This window comes from Pseudomonas syringae group sp. J254-4 (assembly GCF_032586855.1).
Taxonomy (GTDB): Bacteria; Pseudomonadota; Gammaproteobacteria; order Pseudomonadales; family Pseudomonadaceae; genus Aquipseudomonas; species Aquipseudomonas amygdali.
Genome location: NZ_JAWHOO010000005.1, coordinates 193,858 through 207,997, shown reverse-complemented (window position 1 = coordinate 207,997; position 14,140 = coordinate 193,858). Strand labels below are relative to the sequence as shown.

Here is a 14,140-nt window from a genome sequence, read left to right as displayed (position 1 = left end):
CTCCGTCATGCTGACCCTGGGAAATATCTTCGTGCTGATGCTGTTCGCAAGTGCTGCGGCCTGGTGGTGGCACGCCCATGGTCTGCGAGAAAAAGCGCTGGCGCGCGTCAAGCAGCATTGTGCACGCCTTGAACTGCAACTGCTGGACGACGCCGTTGCGCTGCGCCGCCTGACCTTTGCCCACGACGCTCAGGGTCGCAAGCGCCTGGCCCGCGTGTATGGCTTCGAGTTCACGGTGACGGGCGAGCAGCGTCACCCTGGCACGATCACCATGTTCGGCGCGCACACTGCGCAAATCGAACTGGCACCCTACCCGTTTGAAATCAAGACGCCACCACCCAGCGCTGAAATTATTCAAATGAGCGAGTGGCGTCAATCGCATCAGAAATGGAAGCAGTAGCGGCTGGGTAAATGCAAATCGTTGTGGGAGCGAGCTTGCTCGCGAAGAGGGCGTCAAAGCCCCCGAAAACAGGGCGTTTGAAGGGTCGCCGTCGCGAGCAAGCGGCGCGTCACGCCAGACACTCCGCCATCTGCGCCTGCAACTTATCCACATCCTGATCGGTGGAAAAGATCAATTCCAGACGTGAATCCTGACGCCACTCGCTGACTTGCCAGGCTATCGGTGCGCCATCGACCACATTCCCGGAATACCAGCCACCCTCGCTGTGGATAACCATCTTCGCCCGCCGCCAATCAAGGCTTTCCAGCCAGTACAGAATGCGCTGCAGGTCGAAGCATTGCGAGGGATGCCAGCGCCAGCCGATGCTCCAGCCTTCAGCACTGGCCTGACTCAGGCAGATCGGTACCTTCGGGTCGACCCATAGCGCAGGCAACTGGCCAACGCTGTTGGGCAGCATCAACTTATCCACAGCCTGTTTATCCACAACGGCAGCGGCGTTGAACCCCGGTATCTGGCTCGGGTGCAGCTCCCCGTATCGGGTCCAGATCAAGGCGTGCGGCAGCAACTGTTCGGCCAACGCCCGGCGAGAGACTTCATCCAGTTGCTCGGACTTGTTCATAACCACAAGCCCTGCATCCGCCAGTGCTTCCTGCTGAGTGCTCGGCAACGGTTGTCCGGCGAGCATTGCTTGCGCGTCCAGCACCACCACGCCGGGCTGAACATTCAGGACGCCGCGCCAGGGCACCTCGCGCAATTGCGCCATGAGTTGCGCAGGATGACCCAACCCCGAAGGCTCGATCAGCAGACGATCAGGCCGGGCCTTGCGCAACAAACGCCCCAGACCGATCTGGAACGGCACGCCATTGACGCAGCACAGACAGCCGCCAGCCACCTCGCCAAGTGCGATACCATCGGCATCCGTGGTCAGCAACGCGGCATCCAGACCGATCTGTCCGAACTCGTTTATCAACACGGCCCAGCGTTCATGGGCGGGTTTCTGCGCCAGCAGGCGTCTGATCAGGCTGGTCTTGCCGGCGCCCAGCGGGCCACCGATGACATGCGTCGGTATGTTTTGCAGCATGGGATCACTTTTGACGAATGCGTGGGTCATTGAAGAGCAAGGAAGGGTAATGATGCAAGTGATGTGGCTGCCCGCCCGCCTGGCACTGATGCTGCTGATGGCGAGTTCGGGTACGGCGTGGGCCGAGGCGTGTCTGGTCCACAGCCAGGCCGAAAGGCTTGATGTGAAAGTCTGCCAGGAAAATATCAATATCCCGGCAGACCTGTTCCACGACAGCTTCTGCAAGCCACAACTGGCCGGGCAGAAGACCGAAACGACCTACTCGCAACAGTGCCCGGCAGGTGCCTTCGGTGTCTGCCGCAACGCGCAAGTCGCCAATCTGCCGTATCGTGAGCACATTCACTATTACGGGGTCGCCCGTGACGCGCTGTACCTCAAGCCCTTTTGTGAGGGCCAGAGCAAGGGGCAATGGGCAACCCCTGAATAAAGTTTCAGTCCAGCCAGTCCAGCGTCAGAATCAACCTGCGCTCGTTACGCAGCAGTTGCGGCGAGCGATGGATCAAACCGAAGCCTTCGTTACCGTGCCAGCGTTCCCCCTTGAGCAACGCCACTTCCCCGCTGTTGATCTGCTGGATACGGGCAGCATCCGTCGGCTCGGCGTCCAAATGCCCCAATTGTTTACGGTCCATCACCCCTTCATGCAGCCATTGACTGCCAACTCCGCCATAAGTGGTGATAAGACGTACCGGCACATGATCAACATGGAAGCGCGGGCACATGGCCTTGTCGAGCACGCGCAGACGCAGGCCAACGCACTCGGCACCCAGCAGGCAGGCATAGGCGCCGACCAGCCATGAAACGTCGGCAATGAAGCCCTGATACCCCTGCAGATCGGAATATCCCCGAGCCAGCGTGGTCAGGTCAGGCTCGACTTCACCGCCCCTTACTTGCAGGGGCATGGACTCGGCAAGGGGCTCGCCCATCGACAGCAGCAAGGCACCGAAATCCTCGATGTGCGCAGGCAGTTGACGCTGCCAGACCGCAAGGTTGACGTCATCCTGGAGGATCTCGCTCAATACCTCAGGCGTGCCGCCGTGTGCTTGACGAACGGCTGTCTTGTCATTCAAACGATAGGCCAGCATCAGGCAGCCACCTCTTCTTCGTACCAGTCGCCAAAAGGATCGGCCAGCGTGCGCCAGCGCTCGACACCCGCCGCCATCTCGGTATCAGTGAGCAGGCATTTGTCCAGTTCGGCTGTCAGCAGGGCAAAATCAATGTTCTGACCGATGAACACCAGTTCCTGACGGCAGTCACCGGTTTCAGTCGACCAGTTCTCCAGAATGGATTTGACGCTCTCCTTGTCCTCGGGCCAGCTGTCGCGGGTCACGAAACGCCACCAGCGTCCGGCAAAACCATGGCGCATCAAGCCGCCCGCCTGCGACCAGCTGCCTGCATCCTTGTATTTGCTGGCCAGCCAGAAGAAGCCTTTGGAGCGCAGCAGCTTGCCATTGGTCCACGGGCGATTGATGAAATTGAAAAAACGCTCCGGATGGAACGGGCGCCGGGCACGATAGGCAGTTGATGCTATGCCGTACTCTTCGGTTTCCGGCATGTGTTCGCCGCGCATTTCCTTTAGCCAGCCCGGTGCCTGAGAAGCACGCTGGAAGTCAAAACGCCCGGTGTTGAGAATCGTCGCCAACGGCACCTGGCCCATCACCATCGGCACAATCTCGGCTTCGGGGTTGAGGCGCTTCAGGATCGCCATCAGCTCTTCACGCTCACTGGAGCTGATCAGGTCGATCTTGCTGAGCAGGATGACGTCGGCAAATTCGATCTGCTCGATCAGCAGGTCGGTAATCGAGCGGTCATCGTCTTCACCCAGGGTTTCACCGCGTGTGGACAAGCCGTCAGCCGCTTCGTAATCGAGCAGAAAATTCACGCCATCGACGACGGTGACCATGGTGTCCAGACGCGCCAGATCCATCAGGCTTTTGCCAGCTTCGTCACGAAAAGTGAAGGTCTCGGCCACTGGCAGTGGTTCGGAGATTCCAGTGGATTCGATCAATAAATAGTCAAAACGACCGTCCTGAGCGAGGCGACTGACCTCTTCAAGCAAGTCCTCGCGCAAGGTGCAGCAGATGCAACCATTGCTCATCTCGATCAGCTTTTCTTCGGCACGGTTCAGGCTGACATCGCGCTGAACTTCGCTGCCATCGATATTGATCTCACTCATATCGTTGACTATTACGGCAACCCGCAGGTTTTCACGATTGCGCAGCACATAGTTGAGTAAAGTGCTTTTACCGGCCCCTAGAAAACCGGACAGAACGGTAACGGGTAGAAGATTTGCCATCAGGATTCTCCAGGCAGCTGCAAGGCTTGAACCTTGTTCATGTCGGCTGCAACGAATCCCTCAGGCAGCCGGCTCTAATCACACTGAGATGTTATAGTATAACAACACATAATAGCTACGGCGTTGGTGAAGGGATCTTCATGAGACGGGTTTCAACAGGTTTGGTGGCGATGTTGATCAGCGCACACTTGATGGCAGCACCACCCAGGCCTTCTGCCGACCTCGCCACTTGTACGCGTAGCGCGACGGTGCTGGCGTGCAGCGATGCCCAAGGCAATAGCTACAGCGTGACCACAGCCGGATCGACGACCTGGTTGAAGGGTTACGAGGTACTCGACAAGCGTCGCTGGGCGCAGACCAACAGTCGCTATGGCCAGCTGACGTTTTTTACCGGGCTGGCTTCCAATGGCGAAGCCTGGGTAGGCACTGTCCAGCGCGTGGGCTGGACAACAATCACGCGGGTGTCCAGCTCAAGCGGCACGCGTAGCAAGATCACCTGCAGCCGGCTGAACGGCTGCCGTTGACCTGATCAGACCTGCTGTTCCTGCTTCTGCGCTTGCAGCCAGGCCATGTGCGAATCCACTGGCGGGTTGCGCTGGAAATAGCGCTGCAGGCCATCGAACAAACCGTCTGCAACGGCCTGCTGATGGCGCGCAGTGACCAGACGCTGACTGTCACGGCTATTGGAGATAAACCCGGTTTCGACCAGAATCGACGGTACGTCCGGTGATTTGAGAACGGCGAACCCGGCCTGCTCCACGCGCTTCTGATGCAGCGTGGTAATGCCTTCCAGACTGCCCAGAACGGTGTGGCCCAGTTGCAGACTGGCTGCAATGGTAGCGTTCATCGACATGTCGAGAATCACCCCGGCAAGCATCGGGTCCTTGTCCTTGAGGTTGAGCAGCGACGAGGCCCCCAACAGGTCGGCACCGTTTTCCCGCTGCGCCATGAAACGCGCCGTCGCCGAGGTTGCACCGCCTTCGGAAAGGGCAAACACCGAAGCACCAGAGGCTGTCAGACGAGGCGCTGCGTCAGCATGTACGGAGATAAACATGTCAGCGTTGGACTTGTGCGCGAACTCGACGCGCTTGCGCAGCGGTACGAAGAAGTCATCGTTGCGCACCAGACGCACGTCGAAACCCTTCTCGCGCTTCAGCCGTTTGGCCAGCAACTGCGCGATGGAAAGCACCACATCTTTTTCGCGTTCGCCCCGAGAACCTACAGCGCCCGGGTCCTTGCCGCCATGACCGGCATCGACCACCACCATGATGTCGCGCCCGGTGTGCGCCTTGTTGGTCTGGATCGGGACGGGCACCGGTGGCGGCAGTTCAGCCATCTGCACGGGCGCATGGGCCGTGGAACTCATGTCCAGCACCAGCCGGTGCCCCTGCCCGCCTTCCGGGCCGAGCAGAAAACTATTGAGCTGCACTGGCGCGGTCAGGTCCAGCACGATGCGCGTGTCGTCACCCTGGCCGTAGTGCCCGGAGCGAATGGATTTGATAACGGTACGGTCCAGCGCCAACTGACTGAAGTCGCCGGTCAGCCGCGACCCGCTGACATCGATGATCAGGCGGTCGGGGGCGGTAAGCGTGAAGGTTTTGTACTGCACCGGGCCGCTAAGGTCGAGCACCAGGCGCAGCTTGTCGTTGGTACGCCACAGGCGGGCGTTACGAATCTGTGTGGCATACGCACCCAACGGCAACGTCAGGGCCGCGCTGGCCAGCAGCATGTTGAGCAACACTTGGCGTCGGTGCATGGAACGTCTCAAAGAGCAAATTGAGCATCCCGGCTCACGAAGGGTTCATCCAGATCATTAGTAACAATATAACATGCAGTTACGAACGAAAGATGAAGCCCTTCATGAAGATTCCGTCATCTGGCGCGCCGCCAACGCGACAAAAAATCACCGCCTTCAAACAGAGTGTTCCACGTGGAACATAACTATCTGAATTTGATCAGGTACGCGGCGCGACATTGCCGCATTGCGGCCCCAGCCAAACAGCGCGAGTGTCCATGCTGCCATTCTGTTGCTGACCGGTGGCGTTGAAAGTACCCACCACGTTCGTGGTGAACTCACGATCACTTAGAAACTGAGCCTGCCCGGTGCCCTGAGCTTTCGGGCAGCTAAACTGAAAATTCCAGGTCTTGCCGTTTCGCGCGGTAATTTTTTGCGTGCATCCGGAAGCCGGATCAGTCAGCGGGATGTTGTCCGACTGTACCTGAGCCTGTGTCAGGCAGGCCCTAACGCCCTTGCCGCCGAGCGACACGCCCTGCTTCTTCATCATCTGTTCCATCATGGCGCGCTGCTCAGGCGGCAGATTCTGCAATTGCCCCAGCATCAATTGCATGTCCGGCAATTGCTGTCCGTCCACCTTCATATTGCTAGAAGTCAGTTCCCACAAACCTGGTTGCAGCATCTGCGCTTGAGCCAGAGGGGTAGCCAGGCAAAACATCCAGGCCAATATGCGTTTGTTCATTTCAAGATTCCTGATGGACGATTGCAGATGTAAACGGGGCCGGAATCATCCAGCCGGAAGATAAGCCTTAGACGGCACAGACATCGCCCAGTTGCATGGGTAATAAAATAGCGACATTCCCGTTCAGCTGTGGTCTGTTAGGCAGCAAAGACGAGGAGCATTGTTCCACATGGATTATCACGACCCGTACTTTTTCGGTTATGTCCTCGGCTTCATTCATTTGCTGGGCACAGGCGCCGCCATTCACGCGCTGCTGACGGTGCGCACCTCTCAAGGTGCTATTGCCTGGGCGATGCCGCTGGTATTCATTCCTTATTTCACCCTGCTGCCTTATCTGGTGTTCGGCAGAAGCTCGTTCGACGCGTACATCAAGGCCCGTCGCCAGGCCAACCAGGAAATGCGCATTGCGATTGGCAGCCTCAACTGGCGGCCGTGGATCGAGGAAGCCGTAGCAGCACGTCGCTCGGATGCCTATGCAGCGCTGCGCGCCATGCCCAAGTTGGGAAACATGCCCGCACTGGCCAACAACAAGGTCAGGCTCTTGATCAATGGTGAGGAAACCTTCGGAGCGATCTTCAAAGCCATCCGTGAGGCGAAAAAGACAATCCTGATTCAGTTCTTCATCATTCATGACGACAACCTCGGTCGCCAGTTGCAAACACTGCTGCTGGAAAAAGCCGCCGAGGGCGTAGGCATCTTTGTCCTTTATGACCGGATCGGTAGCCACGCATTGCCGGGGGCTTACATCGACAAATTGCGCGACGGTGGCGTACAGATAAAAGCCTTTGCCACACGTGGCGGCTGGCTGAATCGCTTTCAGATCAACTTCCGCAACCACCGCAAGATCGTCGTCGTCGATGGCCTGAAAGGCTATATGGGCGGGCATAACGTCGGTGATGAATACATGGGACTGAAGCCGCCCCTGGCTCCCTGGCGCGATACCCATGTAGAAGTCATCGGCCCGGTGGTCGCCTGCCTGCAAGAGTCGTTCGCCGAAGACTGGTTCTGGGCCACCCGCGAGCTGCCACCACTGAGCCTGCCTGATGAATTTCCCGAGGATGGTGTGCTCTGCCAGTTGCTGACCAGTGGCCCGGCCGATGCGCAGGAAACCTGCTCGCTGTTCTTCGTCGAAGCCATCCACGCTGCCGAAGAGCGCGTATGGATCACCAGCCCTTACTTCATACCTGACGAAGCCGTGACCGCTGCGCTGACCCTGGCGGTACTGCGCGGGGTGGATGTGCGCCTGCTGCTGCCCTCACGGCCTGATCATTATGTGGTCTATGCCGCCTCCAGCCTGTATGCCTTCGATGCCGTGCGTGCCGGCGTGCGGGTATTCCGTTACGAACCGGGCTTCCTGCACCAGAAGGTCGTGCTGGTCGACAACGACATTACAGCCATAGGCAGCGCAAACCTCGACAACCGCTCGTTCCGCCTCAACTTCGAACTGATGCTACTGACGGTCGACAGCGACTTCTCCAGCCAGGTGGAATCCATGCTCACTGCCGACTTCAACCTCGCCCGCGAAATATCCTTGCAGGAAAGCCACGAAACGCGGCGCCTGCATCAACTGGGTATGCGCGTGGCGCGACTGATTTCGCCGATTCTGTGAAGATTAAGGTGTACTACATTGTTGCACCTCAAGGATTGGATAACCCATGAGTTTTCACTAGAATTTTGATCACCACGCGCATTGATGGATTTTACGAGGCTCAAGATGAAAGCGTCACTGCAGCAGGTGTTACAGGCTGATCGAATAGACGACCTGCAAAAGCTAGGAACATTTATTGAAGTGAAGAGAGGCATCGAAACTCAGCTGATGTTGAAGCTCGGGGTCAATGGCTGGGTAGCGTTATTCTCGAAACTGAATGTTCTGAAAACCGCGCTCTTGGCGAGTAAGACCTCCGTCCACATGGCCGCCCATGAAAACACCTTCAGAGAAGCCAAACGCAAACTCTCAAAAAGCCTGGGTTTTCAAATAACGGCACACAATCAAGCAGAGCTCGACCGGCTGATACAAACATGCTCACTGTATGTTCTCGGTCGTACGGTCGACCCGCATGAGCGTTTTGAAGAGAACAAACACAGAAATTTCATTAGCAGTTCGAAACTGGAAGGAATCCACATACCCTCCACCGACGAGAAAACGTCTTTGGAAATGATACTGGCCAAACACAGAAGATGATCAATGGACAGATACGAGAGCTCGATTGGGCAACCGTCAGTCAGGAGGAATGGGTCAGGGCCAATATTGATGGCGTCAACGTGAACTATGGCCCCATGAAAGACATATTCGAGCGCATCGTAACCCTCTGCTAATCGGCCTGCCGAGCACGAACGCCGCCTTGCTTGCTCAAGACCCTTAAGACTCTCAGAGTATCCCGGCCTCGGCGTTCGTAACTAAAGCTCATCCATAAATATCCTCCCGCGTCAGCGGCAACCCGGTCTTGCCGTCGGCAAAGGGTTTCACGGCGAGTATCTGGTGCAGGTTGATCCAGCCCTTGGCGAATCCATAGGCGCAGCCTGCCAGGTACAGACGCCAGATACGCAGGGTATGTTCGGGCACGATACGGGCGGCTTCACCGAGCCTGGCCTCAAGCCGAGCGCTCCAGTGTTCCAGCGTTCTGGCGTAGTGCGGGCGCAGGCTTTCCACGTCGACTATTTCCAGCCCGGCTTCACTGATATGGGCGCTGATCATGGCCACGTGCGGCAGCTCGCCGTTGGGGAATACATAGCGGTCGATGAACTCCCCGGCACCGCGCCCGACAGGACGCCCATCCGTATGCCGCGCGGTGATCCCGTGATTCATGACCAGGCCGCCCTCCTTCACGGCACCGAACAGGCATTGCGCATACAACGGCAAGTTAGCGTGCCCTACGTGCTCGAACATACCGACGCTGACCACCTTGTCGAAGCGCGCATCCTGCGGCAGGTCGCGGTAGTCGAGCAGTTGCAGGTCGACCTTGTCCTGCAAGCCCTCGGCCTGCACTCGTTGACGGGCCAGCGTCAGTTGTTGCTCGCTGAGCGTGATGCCGAAAACCTTCGCGCCATATTCGCGAGCGGCAAACCGCGCCAGTCCGCCCCAGCCGCACCCCACGTCCAGCAGATACTCACCTGGCTTGAGCCGTAACTTGCGGCAAAGGTGGTGGAATTTATCCTGCTGCGCCTGCTCGAGCGATTCGTCACCGGTCTTGAAGTACGCGCAGGAGTAGACCATCTCTTTGTCGAGCCAGAGCTGGTAGAAGTCGTTGGATACGTCGTAATGGTAGGCAATCGACGCGGCGTCAGTGTCCTTGTCATGCTGGACGCGGATCGGGTTGTCGGTGCTGTCATCATCATCCACAAGGGCATGAGTCAGTTCATCGCAAACCCGGACAACTTCGCTGATCGAACCTTCCAGCTCCAGCCGCCCCTCTACGAAGGCACTGCCGAGCAAGCCCAGGCTGGGGTGGTTGAAATCGGAAACCAGTTGCGGGTCCTTGACCACTATAGTGACGCTGGGCGCAGGCCCCAGGTCCATCTGATGGCCGTCCCAGAGCTTGAGCCGTAACGGCAGATGAAGGTTCTGCAAGGTCGTTGGAAGTTGTGTAAGCATTCAAAATCACCCCCTTATCCAGAAACTCAAAAAGAGTAATCCAGCAAGGGCCCCGCAAAAGGGCCCGCAAAGGCTATTGGCGACGGCAAATTGCGATGAATCAACTTCGGGGAACAGCCCTGTGCCCACTGATTCGAGCCGAAAGACAGCCTGAATTTGGATCACGCACTGAAACACAGCGCTTAATTTGTAACAGAATTCGTCAAAGCTCAAGCCGTTTTAAAGCGCTGATCAGCGCCGCTGGCCTGAGCCTTGTCGTTCACCAAATGCCTATAGCTTCAGCAATGGCTCCTGAAAGCGCAGCAGACGTCCGGCATTGCCCAACACCAACAAGGTGCTTAGATTGTGCAGGATAGCCGCGACCATCGCGCCGGCAGCGCCGAGCAGACCAAACGCGGCCAGCGCAACGATGGCCAGCGTCCAGCCCAGACCGATGATCACGTTGACCTGTAAGGTCTGACGGCACTGACGGCTGAGCCGCACACAGGTGCCCAGACGACGCAGATCGCTGCCGATCAGCACGATATCGGCGGAAGCCAGCGCAATGTCTGCCCCGCCCGCCCCCATCGCGACGCCGACAACGCCTGCCTTGAGAGCCAGCGAATCGTTGACCCCGTCACCGACCACCATCGGCCGGAAGCCACTGGCGATCTCGCCCATGACACGGTTCAGTTTGTCCTCCGGCAATGCCTGCGCCTGAACGTCTGCTATGCCGATATCGTGTGCCAGGTTGTCGGCCACGCTTTGTCGGTCGCCGGTCAACAGCAACTGCCGTCCCATGCCCAGTTCACGTAATTCAAACAGCGCAGCCTGGGCTTCAGGCTTGACGCTGTCGGCCAGTAGCAGCCAGGCCAGGAAAACACCATCCAGCGACAACCCGGCCAGCGGGCCGTCATGTGCAGGTACGCCGGGCGTGACAATGCCCAGCTGTTCGAACAATTCCGGACGACCCAGCGCTGCCTCACCCTGCCCGGTGGACGCCACCACACCCAGTCCCTGCCGCTCACGGGTGTCCAGCAACGGCAGCAGCCGAGTGTTATCCACAAGCCCGGCCAATGCACGGCTGACCGGGTGACTGCTGGCCGACCCCAGGCTGGCCGCCAGCTCCAGCAATTGCGGATGCTGCGGCCCTTCAGCCTGCACCGACTGCAAGCGCAGTCGGCCATAGGTCAGGGTGCCGGTTTTATCCACAACCAGTGAGTTCAGGTCCGCCAGTTCTTCGAGAAACGCCGAACTGCGGATCAAAATACCGTGCCGCGCGGCGACTGCGATACCAGCGATGGCCGTGGCCGGCGCCGAAAGCACCAGTGCGCAGGGACAGGCAGCTACCAGCACCGCCAGCATCGCCTGGGCATCCTGAGTGATAAACCAGGTCAGCGCCGCGATCAGCAAGACCAGCACCATGTAACTGCCTGCGTAGCGCTCCAGCAGTCGTGTGATCGGCGGCTTGGAGCGCTCCGCGCTCTGCATCAGCGCGATGACCTTGCCCAGCGTGGACTCATCGCCAATGCGGGTCACTTCGATACGCAGCAGGCCGTCCAGGTTGATCGCCCCACCAAACACTTCGACGCCGATACTGGCTTCCAGCGGCACCGACTCGCCGGTAATCGATGAAGTGTCCAGACTGGCCTGCCCGGAAAGAACTCGACCATCGGCCGGGACGCGGTCACCCGCACGTACTTCAACCTGATCGCCAGCCTTGAGCGTTGCGTTGTCGACCTCACGAATATTGCCATCAGGCCCCAGCAAACGCGCCTGGCTACGGGTCAGACGACCCAGCGCTTCGATGGCCTCCTGCGAGCCGATCACGCTGCGCTCTTCCAGCACATGGCCGAAGATCATGATGATCGGCAGCAAGGCGGCGGTCATCAGATCGCCAGTGGCCCAGGCGCCGAGCATCGCCAGCGCGATCAACTGGTCGGTGATGCCGTGCAGGCTTGGATGCCGCAAGCTGTGCCAACCGGCGCTGATCACAGGTATCGCCACCAGCAGCGAGGCAGCGCCCAACAGCAACTGGCTGACGCCTGCCTGTTCCGGAGCGACAAAACGCCAGACCAGACCCAATGCCAGCAGACCCAGCGCCAGCATCGCGAGGGTCAACTGCCGGGCTGCGCTACGCTGCTCTGCGTTGCTCAGCAGGCTGCCATCCGCTTGCGGTTTGATGGCGTGATGGGTGTGAACGGCTTCGCCACTCATTGCGGTGCTCCCTGAATGATCAGGCGGGAATCGTCTTTGGGATCGACGGTGGTGACCGAACCTGCCTGATGCAGAATGCCCGGCACACGTTCACGGTAAAGGCGCTGCATGAGGCCGGGATCGCTGCGGTTCTCGGCAGATTGCGTCAGGCTGACGACGGTCGCGGTGGCTGCTTGTGCCTTGGCCAGGCGCTCGGAAGCTTGTGCGTGCGCCACTTGCAGGGTCCGATCAGCGTGTTGATTGGCGGTCTGGGTCAGTTTTTCTGCATCCGTGCGTGCGTTGGCCACGGCCTGGTCGGCCTGCTGACTGGCCGTCAGCACGGCATTGAAAGCATTGACCGCCGACGTCGGCAGGCTCGACTGCACATCCACCCGAGCGACTTCGACGCCGATGCCCATCCCGGTCGCGTTGAGCTCAGCCAGGCGTTGATTGATGCCGCGCACCAGATCGCCGCGCAGCCGCTCACGACGCTCTGCCGCCTGACTGTCAGCGCCGATCAGCTCGGGGCGGGCAACCAGAATGGTGTCCAGGTCTCGCGCTGCAGTCAGCGCCACGGCGCTGCGATTGACCAGCCGGTCCAGTGCGGGCAATACATGATCGCCCTGCAATACGAAGGCGTTGGGGTCAGTCACTTTGTAGAACACGGTGACGTCCAGCTGCACCACACCGGCATCACCGGTCAGCAGAAAACCAGAACCTGCCAGAGCATCGCTCATCGGCGCCGACAGGGTCGCGATTTCATCGGCTTTGAGTGCCGCAGGCGAACGCAGCAGGGTTTCCACCCGTCGCTCGATCACCCGATCAGCCGACGGCAGCAACACCACCTGCTCGAACGGCTGCGGCCAGGCGGTCAGCAATCCTGCGTTCTGCACCCGCTCGAGCGCGCCGAAGCGCATGACCACGGCACGGTTCTGCGGATCGATCTGGCGCACGTTGGACGTCGCCCAGGCAAGCGCCGCCAGCAGGGTCACGCCATACAGCCCGATGAACGCCAGTCGGCTCGCCTGCAACCAGGGGCTGTTGGCAGGCGGTCGTTGCGTTACGGGCTCGTCGACCGGTTGGCTCATGGCTGCGTTCCGCTCTTGCCGTCCAGCGTTGGCGGGCCATCGACCAGCACGCGGAATGGCGCGGCGTCGGTGCGCAGTATCAGGCGAGTACCCGGCGTCACGATGGTACCCAGCGTGTCCAGCGAGCGCAGCAGGTTGTAGAGCTGCGGCGAACCCGCATAGGCGCGGCCATAGATCTGCGCGGCTTCAACCCGGGACTGCGCTTCGATATCGGCCGCCTTGACCGTGGCATCTGCTTCGACAATGCGCGCGTCGCGCTCGGCTGCCGAACGAATCTGCGCCGCTTCACGCTTGCCCACGGCGGTCCGCTCGGTGGCGATGGTCTCGCGCTCGGCGCGCATGCGATCCACGGTGGCGTTGAGCGTAACCGACGGCAGGGTCAGTCGTTCGACGCCTACCTGCAGAACACGAACGCCATAGGTCGCCAGCAGTTGCTGATCGATCTGCTGGCGCAGCTGATTTTCGAACGCGGTGATATTCACCTTGTTGGCGTCGGTGTTCACCAGGCTGGACAGGTCGAAACTGCTCGCGGTGGTTTCCAGCGCAGAGCCGACAAAGGTGCGGATCTGCCGCGCTGCTTCGTCGGGCTGGTTTTGTACCGCGCGCATGAAGCGCTGCACGTTGTCGGCATCGCCCTGTACCTGCCACGCCACATAGGCCTGAACGATGATGCGCAAGCCGTCGCGGGTGCCGACATCCTGCAAACCGCTGGACGTGGTACGCAGGCGCAGATCCACCGGAATGGTCGCTTCGAACGGTGCGGGCCAGCGCCAGTTAAGGCCCGGGTCGAGCAGAACGCGGGAAGGATTGCCGAAGCGGGTGACGACGGTCGCTTCACCCGAGCGCACCTGCACCAGGCTCGCCGCCGCAATCGCGAAGGCGATCAGCACCGCCGCCAGGCTTGCCCGTCGCCAGGGGAACGCTGCCGGACCGGTCGCGCCATGATGATGGTGATGATGGCCGTGGCCGCCATGACCGTGACTGTCATGGCTATCGTGGTCGGCGTGATCGTGATGATGATGAAACAGACTCAA

General features: G+C 59.6%; 14 protein-coding genes. 5 read left to right on the top strand and 9 right to left on the bottom strand.

Annotated elements, in window-relative coordinates; genetic code table 11:
* Positions 1–7 precede the first annotated feature (7 nt).
* Complete coding sequence (locus RYB09_RS09060; protein WP_057402017.1) at positions 8–400, top strand: DUF3301 domain-containing protein; 393 nt, start codon at positions 8–10, stop codon at positions 398–400.
* Between the two features lie 109 nt (positions 401–509).
* Here the strand turns inward: RYB09_RS09060 and RYB09_RS09055 are convergent, their stop codons facing one another.
* A complete protein-coding gene (locus RYB09_RS09055) occupies positions 510–1,481 on the bottom strand; it encodes a CobW family GTP-binding protein (protein ID WP_230017179.1) in 972 nt (323 codons plus the stop codon).
* 52 nt (positions 1,482–1,533) lie between these two features.
* Between RYB09_RS09055 and RYB09_RS09050 the strand changes: the two genes are divergently transcribed.
* The gene (locus tag RYB09_RS09050; RefSeq protein ID WP_058402547.1) at positions 1,534–1,908 is read left to right on the top strand and encodes a hypothetical protein; all 375 of its coding nucleotides are present in this window, start codon (positions 1,534–1,536) and stop codon (positions 1,906–1,908) included.
* A gap of 4 nt (positions 1,909–1,912) precedes the next feature.
* Here the strand turns inward: RYB09_RS09050 and RYB09_RS09045 are convergent, their stop codons facing one another.
* Positions 1,913–2,563, bottom strand: coding sequence for a DUF1826 domain-containing protein (locus RYB09_RS09045; RefSeq protein ID WP_058407642.1), 651 nt, complete (start codon positions 2,561–2,563; stop codon positions 1,913–1,915).
* Positions 2,563–3,774 (bottom strand): zinc metallochaperone GTPase ZigA, encoded by a 1,212-nt coding sequence (gene zigA, locus RYB09_RS09040; RefSeq protein ID WP_058402520.1) that lies wholly within the window; start codon positions 3,772–3,774, stop codon positions 2,563–2,565. The genes RYB09_RS09045 and zigA overlap by 1 nt, the downstream gene beginning before the upstream one ends.
* 140 nt (positions 3,775–3,914) lie before the next feature.
* Between zigA and RYB09_RS09035 the strand changes: the two genes are divergently transcribed.
* Positions 3,915–4,298, top strand: coding sequence for a hypothetical protein (locus RYB09_RS09035; RefSeq protein ID WP_057402014.1), 384 nt, complete (start codon positions 3,915–3,917; stop codon positions 4,296–4,298).
* A gap of 5 nt (positions 4,299–4,303) precedes the next feature.
* Here the strand turns inward: RYB09_RS09035 and RYB09_RS09030 are convergent, their stop codons facing one another.
* Positions 4,304–5,530 (bottom strand): N-acetylmuramoyl-L-alanine amidase, encoded by a 1,227-nt coding sequence (locus RYB09_RS09030; protein ID WP_004666611.1) that lies wholly within the window; start codon positions 5,528–5,530, stop codon positions 4,304–4,306.
* A gap of 199 nt (positions 5,531–5,729) precedes the next feature.
* Positions 5,730–6,251, bottom strand: coding sequence for a DUF3617 domain-containing protein (locus RYB09_RS09025; protein ID WP_002555930.1), 522 nt, complete (start codon positions 6,249–6,251; stop codon positions 5,730–5,732).
* A gap of 169 nt (positions 6,252–6,420) precedes the next feature.
* Here RYB09_RS09025 and cls point away from each other — a divergent pair, with 169 nt between their 5' ends.
* Both cls and RYB09_RS09015 read left to right on the top strand, forming a co-directional pair.
* On the top strand, positions 6,421–7,860 hold the full coding sequence (cls, locus tag RYB09_RS09020; protein ID WP_058407644.1) for a cardiolipin synthase: 1,440 nt from the start codon (positions 6,421–6,423) through the stop codon (positions 7,858–7,860).
* Between the two features lie 105 nt (positions 7,861–7,965).
* The gene (locus tag RYB09_RS09015) at positions 7,966–8,433 is read left to right on the top strand and encodes a YhfG family protein (RefSeq protein WP_223282449.1); all 468 of its coding nucleotides are present in this window, start codon (positions 7,966–7,968) and stop codon (positions 8,431–8,433) included.
* 222 nt (positions 8,434–8,655) lie between these two features.
* Here RYB09_RS09015 and cfaB read toward each other — a convergent pair whose 3' ends face one another.
* From cfaB to hflC, 4 genes are all read right to left on the bottom strand, one after another.
* Positions 8,656–9,843 carry a C17 cyclopropane fatty acid synthase CfaB gene (cfaB, locus tag RYB09_RS09005; RefSeq protein WP_316888011.1) on the bottom strand — a complete coding sequence of 396 codons (1,188 nt, stop codon included), beginning with the start codon at positions 9,841–9,843 and terminating at the stop codon, positions 8,656–8,658.
* Positions 9,844–10,113: 270 nt separating this feature from the next.
* Positions 10,114–12,039, bottom strand: coding sequence for a cation-translocating P-type ATPase (locus tag RYB09_RS09000; protein WP_058402517.1), 1,926 nt, complete (start codon positions 12,037–12,039; stop codon positions 10,114–10,116).
* The gene (gene hflK, locus RYB09_RS08995; protein WP_044320970.1) at positions 12,036–13,106 is read right to left on the bottom strand and encodes a protease modulator HflK; all 1,071 of its coding nucleotides are present in this window, start codon (positions 13,104–13,106) and stop codon (positions 12,036–12,038) included. The genes RYB09_RS09000 and hflK overlap by 4 nt, the downstream gene beginning before the upstream one ends.
* Positions 13,103–14,140, bottom strand: a complete 1,038-nt coding sequence (gene hflC / locus RYB09_RS08990; RefSeq protein WP_002555935.1) for a protease modulator HflC — start codon at positions 14,138–14,140, stop codon at positions 13,103–13,105. The genes hflK and hflC overlap by 4 nt, the downstream gene beginning before the upstream one ends.